Below are 19,408 nucleotides of genomic sequence, written 5' to 3' on the forward strand. Positions count from 1 at the left end.
GCCATCGAGGGCAGCCAGCGTGAGAGCCATCCCTGCCTCGTTCGCACACCCCGATCTTCTACACCAACCGGAGCGCGCTCGCACTCAAGAAGGTAGGGCGGCGTGAGAAACGAGGCGCTGCACTTCGCGCTGCGCAACCGCAAGCTGGTCGTCGGCACGATCATCATCCTCGTGTTCCTCGTGGCCGGCCTGGCGGGGCCGCTGCTGTTCGATCACGGGCCGAACGAGTACGTCGGGCCGCCGATGACGCCGCCGTCCGGGGAGTTCTGGTTCGGCACCACGACGTTCGGCCAGGACGTCTTCGCCCAGTTCGTGTACGGCCTGCGCTCGACGTTCCTCGTGGGCGTGCTCGGCGGTGTGCTGGCGGCGATCGTCGGCATGGTCGTGGGGTTCGTCGCGGGCTACCGCGGCGGGTGGGTCGACGAGCTGCTCAACATGCTCACCAACATCGTGCTCGTGCTGCCCGCACTGGTGGTGCTGCTGATCATCAACGCCTACCTGGGCGTGCGCAGCATCGGCGTGCAGGCGTTGTTCATCGGGCTGACCTCGTGGCCGTGGGCGGCGCGGGCGATCAGGGCGCAGACGTTCTCGCTGCGCTCGCGCGACTTCGTCGACCTCGCCCGGCTGAGCGGTGTGCGCACCCCGAAGATCATCCTCCGGGAGATCGCACCGAACATGAGCTCGTACCTGTTCCTGACGTTCATCCTGCTGTTCGGCAGCGCGATCCTGATCGCCGCGTCGCTCGACTTCATCGGCCTCGGGCCCACCGAGGGGGTCTCGCTCGGCCTGATGCTCAACAACGCCGCACGGTGGAGCGCGCTCCAGCTCGGCCTGTGGTGGTGGTTCATCCCTCCGGGGGCCGGCATCACGGCGATCGTCGGTGCGCTCTACGTCATGAACGTCGGGCTGGACGAGGTGTTCAACCCGAAGCTGAGGGAGATGTGACGTGGCGCTGAAAGTCACCGACCTCCGGGTCTACTACCGGACGCTGCGCGGCGAGGTGAAGGCGCTCGACGGTGTCACCTTCTCCGTCGCCGACGGCGAGATCATGGGCCTGGCCGGGGAGTCCGGCTCGGGCAAGTCCACGCTCGCCAAGAGCCTGATCCGGCTGGACGGCCGCATGCGGCACGTCGGCGGCACGGTGGAGCTGGACGGCAGGGTGATGCCGCTGCCGGACGACGACGCGATGGACGAGTTCCGCTTCCGGGAGGTGTCGCTCATCCCGCAGTATTCGATGAGCGCGCTCAACCCGATCAGGAAGATCGGCAGGATGGTCGGCGAGCTGCTGGAGGCGCGCGGCGAGCGGCTGGAGAAGGCCGAGCTGAAGCGGCGGCTCGAACTGGTGGGGCTGTCGAAGGACGTGCTCGACCGCTATCCGATCGAGCTGTCCGGCGGCATGAAGCAGCGGGTCGTCATGGTCATCTCGACGCTGCTGAACCCCTCGCTGCTGATCGCCGACGAGGTCACCTCCGCGCTCGACGTGTCGAGCCAGAAGGCCGTGGCCACGACGCTGCTCGGGTTCCGCGACCGCGGCCTGGTCACGAGCATGATGGTGGTCACCCACGACATCTCGCTCGTCTACCAGATCGCCGACACGATCATGGTGATGTACGCCGGGCGGCTGGCCGAGAAGGCCCCGGCCGACGTGCTCGTCACCGCGCCGAAGCATCCGTACACCCAGCAGCTCGTCTCCGCGCTGCCCGAGGTGGGGGTGCGCCACGAGGACCGCCGGCTGGCGGGGATCCCCGGCAACCCGCCGTCCCTGCTCAAGCCGCCCGGGGGATGCCGGTTCCGGGACCGCTGCCCGCTCGCGTTCGGCCAGTGCGCCGAGCAGCCGCCGTTCGCCGAGGTGGCCCCCGGCCACTTCGTCGCCTGCTGGAAGGCCGAATAGATGCTCAAGCTGGACGGTGTGTGCAAGACCTATCGCGTCGGCGCGTTCGGCGGGCGCGAGCTGAAGGCCGTCTCCGACGTCGGCTTCGAGGTCGGCGAGGGAGAGGTGGTCTCGCTCATCGGGGAGAGCGGCAGCGGCAAGAGCACGCTCGGGCGGATGATCCTGCGCCTGGCCTCCGTCAGCGCCGGCACGATCACCCTGGACGGCACGGACATCACCTCGATCAAGGACCGCAAGGAGTACTACCGGCAGGTGCAGGGCGTCTTCCAGGACCCCTTCAGCTGCTACAACCCCGTCTTCCGGGCCGACCGCGTGTTCTCGATGATCAAGGAGCAGTACTTCCCCCGGGTCGGCGCGGACGAGTGGCGCGAGCGCGTGGAGGGCGCGCTGGAGAGCGTGCGGCTCGACCCCGGCAACGTGCTCGGCAAGTATCCCCACCAGCTCAGCGGCGGCCAGCTCCAGCGCATGCTGATCGCCAGGGCCGTGCTGCTCGACATCCGCCTGCTGGTCGCCGACGAGATCATCAGCATGCTCGACGCGTCGACCCGCATCGACGTGCTCAACCTGCTGGCCGACCTGCGGGCGCGCGGCCTCGGCATCCTGTTCGTCACGCACGACCTGTCGCTCGGCAATTACGTCAGCGACAGGACCGTGGTGCTGCGGCACGGAAAGATCGTGGAGATGGGCCGGACGGACCTGGTCTTCGGCAGCCCGGCGCACCCTTACACGCGCTCGCTGTTGGCCGCGGTCCCCCGGCTGCACGCCAAGTGGACGGACGTCGTGCCCGAGGACCTGCCGTGTGCCTACCACGAGGCGCCGCAGGAGCGCCGGACCCGTCCCGGGCTGGCCGAGCTGGAAGGCGACCACTTCGTGGCCTGCTCCGGCTGCACGGGGCCGGGGATCGAGGAGAAGAAGATTAAGGAGAAAGCGTGAGCTCGTACCGTCCCCTGCACGACGGGTGGACCGTCACCGCCGTGTCGTCGACCGGGAAGCTCCGGCCGGTGGTCGCGGGCCTGCCCGCGTCCGTTCCCGGTTGCGTCCACACCGATCTCCTCGCGGCCGAGCTGATCGAGGATCCGTACCTGGACGACAACGAGAACCGGCTGACCTGGATCGGGCGCACGGCCTGGGCGTACGAGACCACCTTCACCTGGGGATCGGCGGAGGACGGCACCGACGACGACCGGGCCGACCTGGTGTGCGAGGGGCTCGACACGGCCGCCACGCTCGTGCTCAACGGCGTCGAGATCGGCACGACGGCCAACATGCACCGGTCGTACCGCTTCCCCGTACGGCACCTGCTGAAGGCGGGCGAGAACACGCTGAAGATCCTGTTCGACCCGCCGTACGGATACGCGGCGGCGCAGAAGGCGGCCCTCGGCGACCGCCCCGGCGCGTACGACGAGCCGTACCAGTTCATCAGGAAGATGGCCTGCAACTTCGGCTGGGACTGGGGGCCGACGGTGGTCACCGCCGGGATCTGGCGGCCCATCGGCATCGAGACCTGGAGCACCGCCCGGATCGCCGAGGTGCGCCCCTTCGCCGCCGCGGACGGCACCGTCGAGGTGCACGTGGCGGTCGAGCGCGCCGCCGAGCGGCCGCTCACGCTCAGCGCGTCGGTAGGAGGCGTGACCGAGACCGTCACGATCGGCGCCGGGCGGCGCCGCGCGGTCGTCACGCTGACCGTGCCGGACCCCGACCTGTGGTGGCCGCGCGGATACGGCGAGCAGCCGCTGTACGACCTGACCATCCGCCTGGAGGACCAGGAGTGGACGGGCCGGATCGGATTCCGGTCGGTCGAGCTGGACCGCACCGACGACGCGTTCACCTTCGTGATCAACGGCAGGCCGGTCTTCGTCAAGGGCTTCAACTGGATCCCCGACGACTGCTTCCCCAGCCGGATCACCCGGGAGCGCCTGGCCGAGCGGTTCGCCCAGGCGGCCGCCGCGGGCGCCAACTGCCTGCGGGTGTGGGGCGGCGGCATGTACGAGAGCGAGGACTTCTACGACCTCGCCGACGAGATGGGCCTGCTCGTCTGGCAGGACTTCCCGTTCGCCTGCGCCGCCTACCCCGAGGAGGGCCGCTTCGCGGCGGAGGTCGAGGCCGAGGCCCGCGAGCACGTGGCCCGCCTGACCCGTCACCCCAGCCTCGTGCTGTGGTGCGGCAACAACGAGAACATCGAGGGCCACGCCGACTGGGGCTGGCAGGAGAAGCTGGAGGGCCGCAGCTGGGGCGGCGGCTTCTACTACGACCTGCTGCCCCGGGTCGTCGCCGAGCTCGACCCGAGCCGGCCCTACTGGCCGGGCAGCCCCTACTCCGGTGCCCCCGACCTGCCGCCGAACGACCCGTCCAAGGGCACGGTGCACATCTGGACGGTCTGGAACAACCAGGACTACACGCACTATGCGGCCTACACGCCGAGGTTCGTGGCCGAGTTCGGCTTCCAGGGCCCGCCGACGTACGCGACGCTGCGCGCGGCGGTGTCCGACGACCCGCTGACGCCGGACTCCCCGGGCGTGACCCACCACCAGAAGGCCATCGACGGCAACCTCAAGCTGCTGCGCGGCCTCGGCGAGCACCTGCCCCGGCCGGACGGGTTCGACGACTGGCACTACTACACCCAGCTCAACCAGGCCAGGGCGATGACGTTCGGCATCGAGCGGTTCCGGGCGCTCGCGCCCCACTGCATGGGCACGATCGTGTGGCAGCTCAACGACTGCTGGCCGGTCACCTCCTGGGCCGCGGTCGACGGCGGTGGACGACGCAAGCCGCTGTGGTACGCGCTGCGCCGTGTGTACGCCGACCGGTTGCTGACCTTCCAGGGCGACGCGCTGGCGGTCGTCAACGACACCGACGAGCCGTGGTCGGGCGAGCTCGCCGTCGACCGGCTCACGCTGGCGGGGGAGATCCTGGCCAAGGAGCGGTTCGACGTGTCGGTCCCGGCGCGCGGCACGGCGTCCGTGGAGCTGCCCGAGGGGATCGCGCGGCACGGCGACCCGGCGGGCGAGGTGCTGGTGGCCACCCTCGGCGACGTACGCGCCCTGCGGTTCCCGGGTGAGGACCCGGCCATGGACTACCCGGCGGCGGAGATGGACACGGAAGTCGAGGAGATCGAGGGCGGGCTGCGGGTGCGGGTGACCGCGCGGACGATCGTGCGCGAGCTGGCGCTCTTCCCCGACCGGCTCGACCCCCGCGCGACCGTGGACGACCAGCTCGTCACGCTGCTGCCCGGGGAGACCGCGGTCTTCCACGTCACCGGCGGAGAGGTGGACCCCGGCGCGCTCGTCCGTCACCCGGTGCTCCGCTGCGTCAACGAACCCCGTTAGTCTCGGAACCCCTCCTTGACGCCCGAAGGACGCATGTGGACCTGCTCACCAATGTCATCAAGGACTACCCCTGGGGCTCCCGTACGGCCATCGCCGAGCTGACCGGGCGGCCCGCCTCCGGGCCGGAGGCCGAGATGTGGCTGGGCGCGCACCCGGCCGCGCCCTCCCGGCTGACCAGGGACGGGTCCGAGACCACCCTCGCCGACGCGGTCGCGGCCGACCCGGCGGGGACCCTCGGTGCGGCGGTCGCCGGCCGGTTCGGTGCGCGGCTGCCCTACCTGATGAAGCTGATCGCGGTGGACGCGCCGCTGTCGCTGCAGGTCCACCCGGACGAAGGGCAGGCCGCCGACGGCCACGCCCGGGGGGACGCGAACTACACCGACCCCTGGCACAAGCCGGAGCTGGTCTGTGCGCTCACGCCGTTCACCGGGCTGGCCGGGTTCCGGCCGCCCGAGCAGTCGGCGATGCTGGTCGAGCGGCTGCACGTGGACGCGCTGCGGCCGGTGGTCGCGGCGCTGCGCGACGGCGACGTGCTCGGCGCGCTGCGGGTGCTGCTGGAGTGGCCCGGCTCCAGGCGGGAGCTGGTCGAGTCGGTGGTGTGGGCGGCCTCCGCCGTCCACACGCCCGACTACGCGCTGGTGGTGCGGCTGGCCCGGCGCTACCCGGAGGATCCGGCCGTGCTGGCGCCGCTGCTGATGCATCGTCACACGCTGGCCCCCGGCGAGGCGCTGTTCCTCGGGGCCGGGGTGCTGCACTGCTACCTCGACGGCTTCGGCGTGGAGATCATGGCCTGCTCCGACAATGTGCTGCGGGCGGGCCTGACCGGCAAGCGCATCGATGTGGAGGAACTGCTGCGGATCACCGACGCCGCGGCGCAGCCCCTGCGGGTGGAGCCGGTCGAGGGCGCGTACGTGGCGCCGGTGCCGGAGTTCCTGCTCCGCAGGATCGCGCCCGGCGCGACCGCGGCGCTCCCGGGGGGCCTGCCGAGGATCGTGGTGTGCACGGAAGGCGTCGTGAGCGTGGGCACGGCCGACGCGGAGGTCAAGCTGCGGCCGGGCGAGTCGGTGTTCACCGCCGCGTCGGAGGGCCCCGTCGAGATCGGCGGGGACGGCGTCGCCTTCTGCGCCGAACCTCACCTGTGACTCACTTAGCGTGATGTTTGTCCTACGCGGCGTGATGTGAACGCGCGCCGCGGGTAGGAGCCCCTCATCGTCAAGCGCGGCCCGATGAGGGGGATCCATGGGGCGCTTCAGGGTTGCCGGTATCGCCGCGGCGTCGTTGGGGGTGGTCGCGCTCTCCGCCTGCGCCGGCGGCGGGGGCAAGCAGGTCACACAGGCGAGCCCGGCCGGCCACCAGCAGAAGGACGCGGCGGCCGGGGCGGCGCAGCGCAAGTCAGAGGCGGCCGCCGCCGCTCAGGTTAAGGCCAACGAGCTGGGACAGGTCCCGGTGATCATGTATCACCGGATCGTCAAGAACCCGCCACCGGGCGACGACCGCAGCCCGAAGGACTTCCGCGACGAGCTGGAGCGGCTCGCGGCGGAGGACTACGTGCCGGTCACGGCGGCCGAGTACGTCACCGGGAAGATCGACATCCCGGCGGGCAAGCACCCGGTGGTGCTGACCTTCGACGACTCCTCGCCCTCGCAGCTCACGCTCGACGGCATGGGCAATCCGACGCCGGACTGCGCGATCGGCATCCTGATGGACGTCGCGAAGAAGCACCCGGGCTTCCGGCCGGTGGCGACCATGTACGTGATCAAGGACCTGTTCGGCAAGGCCCGTCAGGAAGAGCAGATGCAGGTCCTGCAGTGGCTCAAGGACCACAACTTCGACATCGGCAACCACACCCGCGACCACCTCAACCTGCTCGGCAAGCCGAAGGCCGACGTGGAGAAGCAGGTCGCGTCCGGCCAGGCGCTGATCACCTCGCTGGTCAAGGCTCCGGTGGTCACGCTCGCCCTGCCTTACGGCAACCAGCCGCACGAGAAGAAGTGGGCGCTGCAGGGGGCGGCGGGCGGCACCCGCTACGACTACAAGGGCGTTTTCCTCGCGGGTTACACGCCGTCGCCGTCGCCGTTCACCAAGGACTTCGACCCCCTCGGCATCCCGAGGATCAGGTCGAAGGAGAAGGTCGGCGACTGCAAGAAGTTCTGCTCGATGGCGTGGCTCGACTGGCTCAAGGCGAACCCCACCGAGCGCTACACCTCGGACGGCAACCCCAACACGGTCGCCTTCCCGAAGTTCAAGGCGGCCTTCGTCAAGCCGACGTTCACGTCGCGCGCGCTGCCCTACTGACCGGACGGATGACCATGCGGGGGCGGCTACCCTGCCAGCATGGACGACGCCATCGCCGACGAGACCGCCCTGCGGGGGCTCACGCCACGGCTGATCGGCCCGGAGATCGTCGCGGTCTTCGCGGTATCGCTGGGCGCCAGCGGCCTGCTGTCGCTCATCCGCCTCATCGGCGCACTGACCGCGCCGAAGGACCTGGGCGACCAGCACGCGGTGCTCGTCGGCTCGCTGGCCCCGGGCCGCCCGTGGCTGGACCTGTCGCTGCACGTCGCGTCGATCGCGGTGAACGTGGCGCCGGTGGGGCTCGTCGCCTACCTGCTGGCCCGGTCGGGCGAGTCCGTGCGCACGATCGGGGCCGACTGGCGCGAGCCGGGCCGCGACACGCTGCGCGGCGCCGCGCTCGCGGCGGTGATCGGCGGCAGCGGGCTGCTGTTCTACCTGTTCGCCTTCCGGTCGGGGGTCAACCTGAACGTCGTGCCCGACAGCCTGCCGGACTACTGGTGGCGGATCCCGGTGCTGGTCGCCGAGGCCGCCCAGAACGGCGTGCTGGAGGAGGTGCTGGTCGCCGGTTATCTGCTGCACCGGTTGCGGCAGCGCGGCTGGTCGCCGTGGCGCGCGGTGGGGGTGTCGGCCGTCCTGCGCGGCTCCTATCACCTCTACCAGGGCTTCGGCGGCTTCCTCGGCAACATCGCGATGGGCGTGGTCTTCGGCCGGCTCTACCAGCGCTGGGGGCGGACCATGCCGCTGATCATCGCGCACACGCTGATCGACGTGGTCGCCTTCGTCGGTTACGGCGTGCTGCGCGGCCGTGTTTCCTGGCTGCCCTGATCTCCCGGCTAATCGGGCGGAATGCGTTCTCTCCGGCGCGCCTGATTGATTTGGGCCCGTTCCCGTTGCATCGTTGACGGGCCGCCGCACGTCTGGATCCCCCCGGGCAAAACCGGCCTGTCCTGGCCGCATTTTCATTCGGGGAATTCGCATGAGGCGTTTATCGATACGCATTCCATATTCGGCGCGCGATCATCCGGCGCGCCATCCGATGCGCCGCCGCGCCGCCGTCGCCCGCCGGCCTGGCGGTCCCACCCGGCCGCGGGGCCGTGAACGTCCGGCCGGCCTGCCGTACCGGTGCCCGGTGCGGGGTGGAGCCGCGGGCCCGCGTCACGCCGCGCCCGTCGTCACGACCGCCGCGCCGGCGCGCGCGGCCCCGCCCGTACGGCCCGCTCCCGGGCACACCGGGGCGCGGGAGGTGGTCCCGCCGAGGCGGGCCACGGGCGGCTTATTACCCCCGGTGCCGAGGGCACGGTCCGATCCGTTATGAGTGTCGAGCAACGCCGGGTGCCCGCAGGGGCGCCCGGCGTCTTCACGTTCGGGGGCTCAGGCGAGGCAGCGCAGCGCGCTCCGGATGCGGGCGTCCAGGGGATGCCCGGCGGGCAGCCGGCCGACCGTCGCGTCGACGAACTCGCCGGGGGGTAGATCGGCGGTCAGGTCGTCGTCGAGCTGCACCTCCACGCGGCCACAGGCGCGTTCGACCTTGATCGGCGCCCCCTGCTCCTCCAGCGCGAACATGCCCACCCGGACCCGCCAGTCAAGGCGTTCCGCGGCCTCCTGGGGCGAAACCGGAGCCCCGACGTCTTCGGCGTGCGTGGCGTACTCCGAGGCGTAGTGGAAGGTCTGGAGACCGGCGGGGTAGGGACCGGCCGACGTGTGCAGCGTGCCGTCGCGGCCGAGGGCGCGCATCCGCCGCCGCGTCTCCCCGTTCTTGGCCCGCCACTCGTCGAGCACCTGCTCCACCGGCAGGCCGCGCCGCTTGCGCACGCACCACTCGTTGAAGCCGTCGAATCCGCCGCCGACGCCCTCGTGGTCGAGCAGCTCGTAGAAGCCGTCGATGTCGGCGTCCAGACACGCGTGGTTGTACAGCTCCTCACCGGCCAGGTGGGCGAGCACGTCGCGCACGGTCCAGCCGTCGCACCGGGAGGGGCGGTTCCAGCCGTCCTCGTCGAGGGACGAGAAGAAGCGGTCGAGCCGCGCCGCTTCGGTGTCGAAGATGTCGAAGGGGTCGAGCCCCGCCAGTTCGTCCCGTGCAGAGGTCATGCCTGAGCCGTACCCTGACCCGCCTCGCCCTCACTTCGCGCCGGTACGGCGCGCGCATCAGGCGGTGTCAGGACATTTCTCACATAAGGCGGACATTTAAACCTGCGGGGGCCTCAACAATGCGCAGGGGAAGGGAAAGACCAGGTCTTGGCTCGTTTGTCCGGTGATCTGCGCGGAAACCCCGAGATCGGTAAGCACACTGGTCGTGCTCCGATTGTTCTAGGGGGAAAACGAAATGGCAAAAAGCACGAGCGTCGCCGGGGTCCTCACGATCGGCGCCGTTCTCGCCGGTGGCGCCGTGATCGCGAGTGCTCCTCTCGTCGCCGCTCCGGCGGAGGCCGCCTCGATGTCCGCGCAGCACAGCCTCGTCCGGTTGGGCCATCCGCACTCCCGGGGCAAGGGCAACCACCAGAAGAACAAGCACCGGCAGAATCAGCGGCTGCGGGAGCAGCAGCGCCAGCACCAGTTCCTGATGCGTGACCTCACGCTGGTCCTCATCCCGTTCCAGAAGGACACGACGGGCGCGACCGCCCTGCCGTACAACTGGCAGAACGACAGCCTCTCCGACGTGCAGTACACCGGCCAGAGCCAGTTCGACGCGCTGGAGAACGCGCCCAGGGCGGTCGAGATCAACGTCGACGGCGGGGAGGGGGATTCCAAGACGGCGGTCTCCCCGGAAACGCACGGGGCCGACGTGGACATCGCCGTGGACGGGAAGGAGGAGACCAAGCACGACCCGGCGCCCCGGCCGATCATCAGGCCCACGTCCACACCCACACCGACGCCCATGACGACGACGACAACGACGACAACGACGACGCCTCCGACCGTCGTCCCGCAGGCCGCGCCCCCGGTCGTGCAGACCGTCGCCAAGCCGGCCGCCAAGCCGGCCGCGAAGCCCGCTGTGAAGCCCGCAGCGCAGCCCGCCGCCAAGCCGGTCGTGAAGCCCGCCGTGAAGCCCGCAGCGCAGCCGGTCGTGAAGCCCGCCGTGAAGCCCGCAGTGAAGCCCGCAGTGCAGCCGGCAGTGAAGCCCGCTGTCACGCCCACGACGTGCGCGCCCGCCTGCGCGCCCGGTCTCCTCAACCTGCCCCTGAGCCTGTCGCTCACGGCCACGGTGTCCCTCGCGCCGGACGCGAAGGCGGGCACGACCGCGAAGCCGGCCACCACGACCACCGCGCCGACTACGACCACGGGGGTCTGCGCGCCGCTGGCCGCGAGCTGAGCGTCAGGCGTCCCTGCGGGCCAGCAGGACGGCGGCCAGCGCGTACGGCACCGCGACCCAGGCGACCATCACCGCGAGCGCGGCGAGCGGCGACAGGAGCGCGCCGCCGAGTGATTGGGGGTTGCCGGTGCCGGCCAGCTGGCCCGCCAGGGCGCCGGGGAGGATCGAGCCGATGCGCTCGTTCCAGGGCGCCGGGACGTTGTTGACGATGATCGGAAGCACGTACCAGACCGCCACGAGCGCGGCGACGGCGGCGACGGCCGACCGGGTGATCACGGCCAGGCACAGGCCGAGCAGCGCGAACATCGCGATGGACAGGCTCAGCGCGAGGAAGAGCGGCATCCGCTGGCTCAGCGCCTCGGCCGACTGCCCCCGGATGTGCCGGTCGCCGATGATGAGCCGCCCGGCGGCCCACGTCGCGAGCACGGCCGCGAGCCCCGTGCAGAACGCGACGACCGCGACGACGCCCGCCTTGGCGGCGAGCACCCGCCCGCGCGACGGCAGCACGGTGAACGTGGTGCGGATCATTCCGGTGGCGTACTCGCCGGAGCAGGCGAGGACGCCCAGCACGGCCAGGCACAGCGAGGCGAGCCAGTTCGCGAGCTCGGGCAGCGACGACACCTCCAGGCGGTCGCGCTGACCGGGCGGCAGGCCCTCCCACAGGCGGACGGCGTACCACGCCAGCAGGGCCATGAGGGCGACGACGACGCCGATCACACCGAGGACGACGGAGGTGGACCGCAGGGTGCGGAGCTTGAGCCATTCTGCGGCGATGGCGTCGATCATCGGTCCGCACCTCCACCCGTGAGCCGCATGTAGGTCTCCTCCAGCGAGGCGCCGCGCGGGGTCACCTCGTGGAGGGGGATCGCGTGCCGGGCGGCGAGGTCGCCGATCTCCTTCGGATCGAGGCCGCGCACCGACAGGCCCCCGCCGTCCTCGGCGGCGACCGTCCCGCCCGCGCCCGTCAGCGCGGCGGCGAGGTCGTCGGCCCGGCTGCTGCGGACGAGGACGTCCCGTACGCCGGTCAGCTCCCGCATCGGGGTGTCCGCGATGAGCCGCCCGCGGCCGATGATGACGAGATGGTCGGCGGTGAGCTCCATCTCGCTCATCAGGTGACTCGACAGCAGCACCGTGCGGCCTTCGGCGGCGAGGCCGCGGAGCAGTTCGCGGATCCAGCGCACGCCGTCCGGGTCGAGGCCGTTGACCGGCTCGTCGAGCAGCAGCACCGCCGGGTCGCCGAGGAGCGCGGCGGCGATCCCGAGGCGCTGGCGCATGCCGAGCGAGAAGCCGGCGACGCGCTTGCGGGCCACCCCGGCCAGGCCCACCTGCTCGATCACGGACACGACCCGGTCGCGGCCGATGCGGTTGGCGCGGGCCATCCAGCTCAGGTGGGCGAGGGGCGTACGGCCGCCCTGGACGGCGCCGGCGTCCAGGAGCGCGCCCACCTCCCGCATCGGGTGGCGCATGCGGTCGTAGCGGCGGCCGTTCACCAGCGCCTCGCCGCTCGACGGGCGGTCCAGGCCGAGGACGATCCGCATGGTCGTGGACTTGCCCGCGCCGTTGGGCCCGAGGAACCCGGTCACGCGGCCTGGTTTCACGTGGAACGTCAGCCCGTCCACGGCGACCGTGCGTCCGAAACGCTTGGTCAGCTCTCTGACTTCGATCATGTCCCGACGGTCTCGCGGGCGGGCCGCTCTCCGCGTCGGAGCGCGGTGCGATCCGCGGGACGCGCCTCAGACCGTGGGATGACAGACCGGGGCAGGAGGCGCGCATGCGCGTGTGTGGCTAGCGTGGGCGCGTGGACGATCCGGACGTGCGGCCGCTGTTCCCCCGGCCGCTGCGCCCCCGCGAGCTGATCGCGCTCGACGTGCTGGCCGCGCTGGGGTACGCGTTCGTGCTGGTCGTCCAGTCGCCGGACGTACGGCACCCGGCGGCCCTGGCCCTGGTCGCCGCGATGACGCTGCCGCTCGCGGTCAGGCGGCGGTGGCCGCTGCCGGTCTTCTGCCTCGTCATGGTCGCGTCGGTGGCGGCCATGACGCTCGGTGTCGTGCGCGAACCTCTGGCCGCCGCGGCGTACGCGCTCTATCCGGTCGCGCTCGGCACCCGGCGGCGCCGGTGGGAGCCGACGGCGGCGATCGGCGCGCTGACCGTCGGGGCGCTGCTGCTGGCGGCGGTCGGCGGCGTGTCGGCCGAGCCGGAGATCAGGCGGATCGTGGAGACCATCGTGCTCGGCTCGCTCGCGCTGGGCGGCGCGTGGACGATCGGCCGGGCGGTGCGGGAACGCCGGGCGTACGCCGCGCGCCGGGCCGACGAGGCGGCCGAGCGCGCGGTCACCGAGGAACGGCTGCGCATCGCCAGAGAGATGCACGACGTGGTCTCCCACACGCTCAGCCTGATCGGGGTCAAGGCCGGGGTCGCCGTGCACGTCGCGGACCGGCGGCCGGAGGAGGCGCTGGAGGCGCTGCGCGTCATCGAGGCCACGAGCAGGCAGGCGCTGACCGAGATGCGGCACATGCTCGGCGTGCTGCGCACGACACCCAGCGCCACACCCAGCACCACACCCAGCGCCACAGCCGGCACGACCCTCGGCACGACCCCGAGCACCGCACCCGATGCGCTGACCCCGGCGCCGGGCCTCGCGGCGCTGCCGGACATCGCCGAGCGTGCCGCGGCCGCGGGCGTACGCGTCGACCTGGATGTGCGGGTGACGGACCTGCTGTCCCCGGCCCTGGAGCTGGCGGTGCACCGGATCGTCCAGGAGGCCGTCACCAACGTGGTCAGGCACGCGGCCCCGGCGGCCTGCCGGGTGCTGGTGCACGACGAGGGAGACCAGGTGCGGATCGAGGTGACCGACGACGGCCCGGGCCGCCGGGTCCTGCCCCCAGGCGCCCCCGGGCATGAGGGGGTCGGACACGGTCTGATCGGCATGCGCGAGCGCGTCGCGGCGTACGGCGGGGACTTCACGGCCGGTCCGATGCCGGGCGGCGGGTTCCGCGTGCGCGCCCGGCTGCCGCGGGAGGGGGAGGGGACGTGACCGAGCCGATCCGGGTGCTGCTCGCCGACGACCAGGAGCTGCTGCGCGGCAGCCTGCGCCTGCTGGTCGACAGCACGCCGGGGCTGGTCGCGGTCGGCGAGGCGGGCACCGGGGCGCGGGCCGTCGAGCTGGCCCGCGCCGAGCGTCCCGACGTCGTGCTGATGGACGTGCGGATGCCCGGCATGGACGGGATCGAGGCGACCCGGCGCATCTGCGCCGAGCCCTCCGGGGCCAGGGTGCTGATCCTCACCACGTTCGACCTCGACGAGTACGTCTACGCGGGGCTGCGGGCCGGGGCGAGCGGGTTCCTGCTGAAGAACACGCCGCCCGCCGACCTGCTGGCGGCGATCCGCGTCATCGCCGCGGGCGAGGGGCTGCTCGCGCCGAGCGTGACGCGGCGGCTGATCGCCGAATTCGCCCGGACTACCGCCGATCGGCCTCGGCCTGGCCCCTCGCTCGACGGCCTCACCGCCCGGGAACGCGAGGTGCTCACGCTCGTCGCGCGCGGGCTGTCGAACCTGGAGATCGCCGCCAGCCTGCATGTGAGCACGGCCACGGTGAAGACCCACATCGGTCACCTGCTCGCGAAGCTCGGCGCGCGCGACCGGGCCCAGCTCGTCATCGCGGCCTACGAAGGGGGGCTCGTCTCCACGTCGCGGACGCGCCCGTGACAGGGTGGAGCACGTGGAGAGCTTCGATGTGATCGTGATAGGCGCCGGTCCGGCGGGCGAGGTCGCGGCGGGACGAATCGCGGCGGCCGGCCTGAGCACCGCCATCGTGGAGAGCGAGCTGGCGGGAGGGGAGTGCTCCTACTGGGCCTGCATGCCGAGCAAGGCGCTCCTGCGGCCGGTGGACCTCGCGGGCGAGGTGAGCCGGGTCACCGGGCTGCGGCTGGCAGGTCAGGACGAGGGCGGCCCGATCGACGCCGCCGCCGTGCTGGCCCGGCGTGACGCCGTGGTCTCGCACTACGACGACACGGGCCAGGCGGGGTGGCTCGAATCGGCGGGCGTGACGCTCGTACGCGGCACGGGACGGCTCGCCGGTCCCCGGCGCGTGGAGGTCACGACGGCCGACGGCGGCACCCGCACGCTCGCCGCGAACCACGCCGTCATGCTGGCCACCGGGAGCCGTTCGGTGATCCCGCCCGTGGCGGGTCTGGCCGCCGCCCGGCCGTGGACGAACCGCGAGGCGACCGGCGTACGCGCCATCCCGGAGCGGCTCGTGGTGATCGGCGGCGGCGTGGTCGCCTGCGAGATGGCCCAGGCCATGCGCGGGCTCGGCACCCGCGAGGTCACGATGCTCGTCCGGGGCGGCCACCTGTTGACGAGGATGGAGCCCTTCGCCGGGGAGCTGGTCGCCCGGTCGCTTGCGGACCAGGGGGTCGACATCCGCAGGCACGAGAGCGCGGAGAAGGTCGAGCGGCCGGAGCCGGGCGGCGAGGTCACGGTGCGGCTCGCGAGCGGGGGGACGATCACGGCCGACGAGATCCTGGTCGCCGCCGGTCGCCGGTCCGCCACCGACGATCTCGGCCTGGCCTCGGTCGGGCTGCCGCAGTCCCGTCCGGTCGAGGTGGACGACAGCATGCGGGCCACCGGCGTGGCGGACGGCTGGCTCTACGCGGTCGGGGACGTCAACGGCCGCGCGCTCCTCACGCACATGGGCAAATACCAGGCGCGGGCGGCCGCCGACGTGATCGTCGCCCGGGCCCGGGGCGAGGCGGACGACCGGCCCGGCATGCGCGACCGCGCGGACCGCGCCGGGGCGCCGCAGGTGGTCTTCACCGATCCGCAGGTGTGCGCGGTGGGCCGCACGGAGGCGCAGGCCCGCGACGAGGGCTTCGACGTGCGGGTCGTGGAATACGACATGGAGCAGGTGGCCGGTGGCTACCTGCTCGGCGACGGCTACCGGGGCAGGGCCAAGGCGGTGGTCGACGAGCGCCGCCGGGTGCTGCTCGGCGTGACCTTCGTGGCTCCGGGCGCGGCCGAGCTGCTGCACGCCGCGACGATCGCGGTCACGGCCGAGGTGCCCCTCGACGACCTGTGGCACGCCGTGCCGGCGTATCCGACGGTCAGCGAGGTGTGGCTGCGCCTCCTGGAGGCGTACGGGCTCTAGAAGCGGGCTTCAGAGACTGATGATCGCGGGGTGACGCGGGTCCTCGACGCGGACGGCCACGTCGGCGGCCCGCAGCGGCCCGGACTCGTGCTCGTAGCGCTCGTAGGCGGGCAGCGTCCACCGCTCCTCCGGCGGTGTGCGGCGGGCCAGCGCGGCGGCCGACATGGACAGGTGGACGGTCATGTCGAACGGCAGGCCGCGCCCGAGCAGCAGCGCGCCGTCGACCAGCACGACCCCGCCCGGCTTCAGCGTCACGTAGTCCGCCCGGGTGGCCCGGTCGCGCTCGCTGTCCCACAGCGAGGGCAGCACCCGGCCCGTACGGCCCGGCTCCAGCGGCCCGAGCACCTCGCGGACGAGGCCGCCCACGTCGAGCCACTCGTCGTGGAACACGTCGGGGTCGGTCCGGCCGAACTCCAGCCGCAGCGAGGCCGGGCGCAGGAACCCGGCCGCGGGCACCCGCAGGACCTCCCGGCCGCGCAGGCGCAACGGCTCCACCAGGTCGTCGGCCAGCCGTCCCGGCCCGGCGGCGGGCGCGCCGTCCACGGCGACGCGCACCCAGGCGTCGCGCGGCCGGTCGGCGATCAGGTCGGCGAGTTCCTCCACGAGCAGGGACGGGGAGACGGGACGGGCACGCACGTGCCCATCATCTACCCGTTCAGCCGGCGGCCGGAGATCTGCTCGGGGGCGACCACGATGAAGTGGTCGCGGGTTCCGGGCACCCACGGCGTGAGCGGCAGCGCCGACAGGCGGGCGATCTCCTCCGGGTCGCAGACCGCGCGGGCGTGCCCGACCGCGGTCACCGACCAGCCCGTACGGAACGTCGCGTCGAAGTCGTCGGCCTCGAAGGCCACGACGGTGTTGCGCGCCGCGGCGGCGAGCTTGGACCCGGGGGCGGTGCGGATGACGATGTTCCCGTCGAGCAGGCAGAAGTTGACCGGCTGGACGGCGGGGAGGGCACGATCGGTGAAGACGATCCTCCCGATGGGGACGGAGGCCAGCAGGTCCAGGCATTCCCCTCCGCCGAGGATCTCCAGGCCGGCCGAGTCGAGCTTCATGTCTGCAAGCCTGGCGCGGTCGGCCGCCGCCGGGTTAGGGACGAAGGTCCCGTCGTCCACGTCGATCGGCCCGGCGTCCGTTGGCCCGGTGTCCGTTGGCCCGGCGTCCAGTGGCTGGGCTCAGCCGTCCCGGCCGGCCTTGAGGCGGGCGGCGAGCGCGGCGGCCTGGGTGCGGCGCTGCATGTCGAGCTTGCTCAGCAGGTTGGACACGTAGTTCTTGACCGTCTTCTCGGCCAGGAACATCCGCTCGCCGATCTGGCGGTTGGTCAGGCCCTCGCCGATCAGCTCCAGGATCTGCCGCTCCTGGTCCGACAGCGCGGCCAGCGGGTCCTTCTTCGCGGCCTGGTCGCGCAGCCGGTGCAGCATCGCGGCCGTTGTCTGCGGGTCGAGCAGCGACTGCCCGGCGGCCACCGTGCGCACCGCGCCCACCAGGTCGGAGCCGTGGATCTGCTTGAGCACATAACCGGCCGCCCCGGCCATGACCGCGTTGAACAACGCCTCGTCGTCGGCGAAGGAGGTCAGCATCAGGCAGGCCAGGCCGGGCACCTTCGAGCGCACCTCACGGCAGACGTCCACCCCGCTGCCGTCGGGCAGGCGCACGTCGAGCACCGCCACATCCGGCTTCAGCGCGGGGATGCGGGCCACGGCCGACTCGGCCGTGCCCGCCTCGCCGACGACCTCGATGTCGTCCTCGGCGTCCAGCAACGCCGCCACCCCACGCCGTACGACCTCGTGGTCGTCCACCAGGAACACCCGAATCATGACCTGGACGCTAGCCTTCCCGGGGCCGCCGGAGAAGTGCCGAAGGTCCCGCGTGTCGGCCCCCTGGAGCTTTCAGTGCCGGGACAGGCGGCGCAGGGCGCTCCTGATCCTGCCGCCGAACGGCGCACGCCGCCGGGGCTGGGCGTCGCGGGCCACCCGCAGCTCCGCGAGGGCCGTCGCCGCGTCGGGCCGTTTGGCCGGTGTGGGGTCGCGCATCCGCCGTACGAGGTCCATGACCTCGGGGGCGACGCCTCCGGCGTCCGGCTCGGCGTCCATGCCGGGCATGGGCAGCTCGCCGGTGAGGAGCTGGAAGGCGATCACCCCGGCCGAGTAGACGTCGGCGGCGGGGGTCATCCGCTCGGGGCGGGCCCGGCACTCGGGGGCGACGTAGTGGACGTCGAGGATGTTGGGCAGCTCGTTGGCCACGGTGTGCTTGCGCGGGCCGGGCTTGGCGTAGTCGAAGCCGGTCAGCATCGCGTTGCCGCCGTCGGTGACGAGCACGCAGGCGGGGGTCAGCGCCCGGTGGATGACGTTGTTGGCGTGGACGTGGGCGAGGCCGTCCAGCATGTCCTCCATCACGGTGAGCTTGGCGTCGATGCCCAGCCTGCGCCCGGTGAGGTGCAGGTGCAGGGCCTGCCCGTGGACGTCGTCGAGCACGAGCACGAACCGGCTCTCGTCGTCGATCGCGAAGAAATCCCGTGAGCGTACGACGCAGGGATGCGGCGGAATCTTGGCGAGCGACTGGTAGGCGTTGGCGATCCGGCGCTGCTCGGCCACCCGCCGCCGCTGCTCGGCGAGGGGGTCGGCGCGGTAGACCCGCAGCAGCACGGTCCCACTGGTGGGGGCGGTCGCGTTGACGGCGCGATATTCGGTGACCCGGCTGTCGCCGCCGAGCTGCTCCTCGACCTCCCAGTTGCCGAAGCGCGGGGGCGCGGTCGAGCGGCGCACGGTGCCGTTCAGCGCCTCCAGGATCGCGGTGCGGTACGGCTCGGCGTCGCGGCTGCACCCGTGCCGCACCCGGGACACGTCGCTGAGCATGGGGATGAGCCCGGCGATCGTGGTGACGTGCCGGGCGTCCCGGCCGGTGGGATCGACGAGGACGGCTCCGGGGGCGGTCAGCACCACCACGTTGTCGACGTACAACCGCTCCAGCTCGCGGTGCTCCTCGATCAGCAAACCCTTCAGCGCCCGCGCGGTGCCGCGCAGCTTGGCCACCGGTGAGCCGAACGCCTCCCGGTGCTGGGGGAACCACCGGGTGCCCGACACCTCGAACCTGCCCCGGGCCCCCTTCACGTCGATCACTACCAGGGAGTGGCCGGTGAGCACGACCACGTCCACCTCGAACAGGTCGGCTCCGCGCGGGATCTCGATGTTGTGCAGCAGCAGCCAGTCGTCAGGGGCGTTGTCCCGCAGGTGCGCGATGACCCTTCGCTCGGCGTCATTGACGGGGCGTCCGCCACCGACGATCTGAGCCATCTCTGCCGCTCCGCCTCTCTGACCAGATTGAGAACTTAATCCTCCTAGGTAGCGGTATTCCCGCGCCACCACTGATTCCCCCGCATTGTCCCAGGGGAAATCTGGAGCCCCATCTCCAGGCCCGCTCCGGTCGGGGATGACGGCTCT

18 protein-coding genes are annotated in these 19,408 nt (G+C 72.2%); 11 read left to right on the plus strand and 7 right to left on the minus strand.

Features of this window, described 5'->3' with window-relative positions; translation table 11 throughout:
- Positions 1 to 102: 102 nt before the first annotated feature.
- The 7 genes from FLV34_RS20405 to FLV34_RS20435 all read left to right on the plus strand — a co-directional run bounded on the left by FLV34_RS20405 (position 103) and on the right by FLV34_RS20435 (position 8,337).
- Positions 103 to 945, plus strand: coding sequence for an ABC transporter permease (locus FLV34_RS20405; RefSeq protein ID WP_147943808.1), 843 nt, complete (start codon positions 103 to 105; stop codon positions 943 to 945).
- Between the two features lies 1 nt (position 946).
- On the plus strand, positions 947 to 1,891 hold the full coding sequence (locus tag FLV34_RS20410; protein WP_147943809.1) for an ABC transporter ATP-binding protein: 945 nt from the start codon (positions 947 to 949) through the stop codon (positions 1,889 to 1,891).
- Positions 1,892 to 2,824, plus strand: a complete 933-nt coding sequence (locus FLV34_RS20415; RefSeq protein ID WP_142650879.1) for an ABC transporter ATP-binding protein — start codon at positions 1,892 to 1,894, stop codon at positions 2,822 to 2,824. It abuts the gene before it with no gap.
- A complete protein-coding gene (locus FLV34_RS20420) occupies positions 2,821 to 5,217 on the plus strand; it encodes a glycoside hydrolase family 2 TIM barrel-domain containing protein (RefSeq protein ID WP_147943810.1) in 2,397 nt (798 codons plus the stop codon). The genes FLV34_RS20415 and FLV34_RS20420 overlap by 4 nt, the downstream gene beginning before the upstream one ends.
- A 35-nt stretch (positions 5,218 to 5,252) precedes the next feature.
- Complete coding sequence (manA, locus tag FLV34_RS20425; RefSeq protein ID WP_142650877.1) at positions 5,253 to 6,359, plus strand: mannose-6-phosphate isomerase, class I; 1,107 nt, start codon at positions 5,253 to 5,255, stop codon at positions 6,357 to 6,359.
- 97 nt (positions 6,360 to 6,456) lie between these two features.
- Positions 6,457 to 7,512 (plus strand): polysaccharide deacetylase family protein, encoded by a 1,056-nt coding sequence (locus tag FLV34_RS20430; RefSeq protein ID WP_142650876.1) that lies wholly within the window; start codon positions 6,457 to 6,459, stop codon positions 7,510 to 7,512.
- 39 nt (positions 7,513 to 7,551) lie between these two features.
- A complete protein-coding gene (locus FLV34_RS20435; RefSeq protein WP_147943811.1) occupies positions 7,552 to 8,337 on the plus strand; it encodes a CPBP family intramembrane glutamic endopeptidase in 786 nt (261 codons plus the stop codon).
- A 546-nt stretch (positions 8,338 to 8,883) separates the two neighbouring features.
- Here FLV34_RS20435 and FLV34_RS20440 read toward each other — a convergent pair.
- Complete coding sequence (locus FLV34_RS20440) at positions 8,884 to 9,600, minus strand: maleylpyruvate isomerase family mycothiol-dependent enzyme (RefSeq protein ID WP_147943812.1); 717 nt, start codon at positions 9,598 to 9,600, stop codon at positions 8,884 to 8,886.
- A gap of 235 nt (positions 9,601 to 9,835) precedes the next feature.
- Between FLV34_RS20440 and FLV34_RS41685 the strand changes: the two genes are divergently transcribed.
- The gene (locus FLV34_RS41685; RefSeq protein WP_222709567.1) at positions 9,836 to 10,822 is read left to right on the plus strand and encodes a hypothetical protein; all 987 of its coding nucleotides are present in this window, start codon (positions 9,836 to 9,838) and stop codon (positions 10,820 to 10,822) included.
- A gap of 3 nt (positions 10,823 to 10,825) precedes the next feature.
- On the opposite strand, the gene FLV34_RS20450 is transcribed toward FLV34_RS41685, so the two are convergent.
- Positions 10,826 to 11,608 carry an ABC transporter permease gene (locus FLV34_RS20450; protein WP_142650873.1) on the minus strand — a complete coding sequence of 261 codons (783 nt, stop codon included), beginning with the start codon at positions 11,606 to 11,608 and terminating at the stop codon, positions 10,826 to 10,828.
- Complete coding sequence (locus FLV34_RS20455) at positions 11,605 to 12,489, minus strand: ABC transporter ATP-binding protein (RefSeq protein WP_142650872.1); 885 nt, start codon at positions 12,487 to 12,489, stop codon at positions 11,605 to 11,607. The genes FLV34_RS20450 and FLV34_RS20455 overlap by 4 nt, the downstream gene beginning before the upstream one ends.
- Positions 12,490 to 12,620: 131 nt before the next feature.
- On the opposite strand from FLV34_RS20455, the gene FLV34_RS20460 reads away from it, so the two are divergent.
- From FLV34_RS20460 to FLV34_RS20470, 3 genes are read left to right on the plus strand one after another with little or no spacing between them, the layout of a single operon-like run.
- Positions 12,621 to 13,856 (plus strand): sensor histidine kinase, encoded by a 1,236-nt coding sequence (locus FLV34_RS20460; protein WP_147943813.1) that lies wholly within the window; start codon positions 12,621 to 12,623, stop codon positions 13,854 to 13,856.
- Positions 13,853 to 14,527, plus strand: a complete 675-nt coding sequence (locus FLV34_RS20465; protein ID WP_142650870.1) for a response regulator transcription factor — start codon at positions 13,853 to 13,855, stop codon at positions 14,525 to 14,527. The genes FLV34_RS20460 and FLV34_RS20465 overlap by 4 nt, the downstream gene beginning before the upstream one ends.
- Before the next feature lie 13 nt (positions 14,528 to 14,540).
- The gene (locus tag FLV34_RS20470) at positions 14,541 to 15,968 is read left to right on the plus strand and encodes an NAD(P)/FAD-dependent oxidoreductase (protein ID WP_221889996.1); all 1,428 of its coding nucleotides are present in this window, start codon (positions 14,541 to 14,543) and stop codon (positions 15,966 to 15,968) included.
- Between the two features lie 9 nt (positions 15,969 to 15,977).
- On the opposite strand, the gene FLV34_RS20475 is transcribed toward FLV34_RS20470, so the two are convergent.
- The 4 genes from FLV34_RS20475 to FLV34_RS20490 form a co-directional block, all read right to left on the minus strand.
- Positions 15,978 to 16,604: a uridine kinase gene (locus FLV34_RS20475; RefSeq protein WP_142650868.1), complete on the minus strand. Its 627-nt coding sequence runs from the start codon at positions 16,602 to 16,604 to the stop codon at positions 15,978 to 15,980.
- Between the two features lie 11 nt (positions 16,605 to 16,615).
- The gene (locus FLV34_RS20480) at positions 16,616 to 17,023 is read right to left on the minus strand and encodes a pyridoxamine 5'-phosphate oxidase family protein (RefSeq protein ID WP_142650867.1); all 408 of its coding nucleotides are present in this window, start codon (positions 17,021 to 17,023) and stop codon (positions 16,616 to 16,618) included.
- A gap of 120 nt (positions 17,024 to 17,143) precedes the next feature.
- Positions 17,144 to 17,785, minus strand: a complete 642-nt coding sequence (locus tag FLV34_RS20485) for a response regulator transcription factor (RefSeq protein WP_142650866.1) — start codon at positions 17,783 to 17,785, stop codon at positions 17,144 to 17,146.
- Between the two features lie 72 nt (positions 17,786 to 17,857).
- The gene (locus FLV34_RS20490; RefSeq protein ID WP_142650865.1) at positions 17,858 to 19,261 is read right to left on the minus strand and encodes an NERD domain-containing protein kinase family protein; all 1,404 of its coding nucleotides are present in this window, start codon (positions 19,259 to 19,261) and stop codon (positions 17,858 to 17,860) included.
- Between the last annotated feature and the right edge of the window lie 147 nt (positions 19,262 to 19,408).

It is taken from the genome of Microbispora sp. CSR-4, from assembly GCF_008033685.1.
Taxonomy (GTDB): Bacteria; Actinomycetota; Actinomycetes; order Streptosporangiales; family Streptosporangiaceae; genus Microbispora.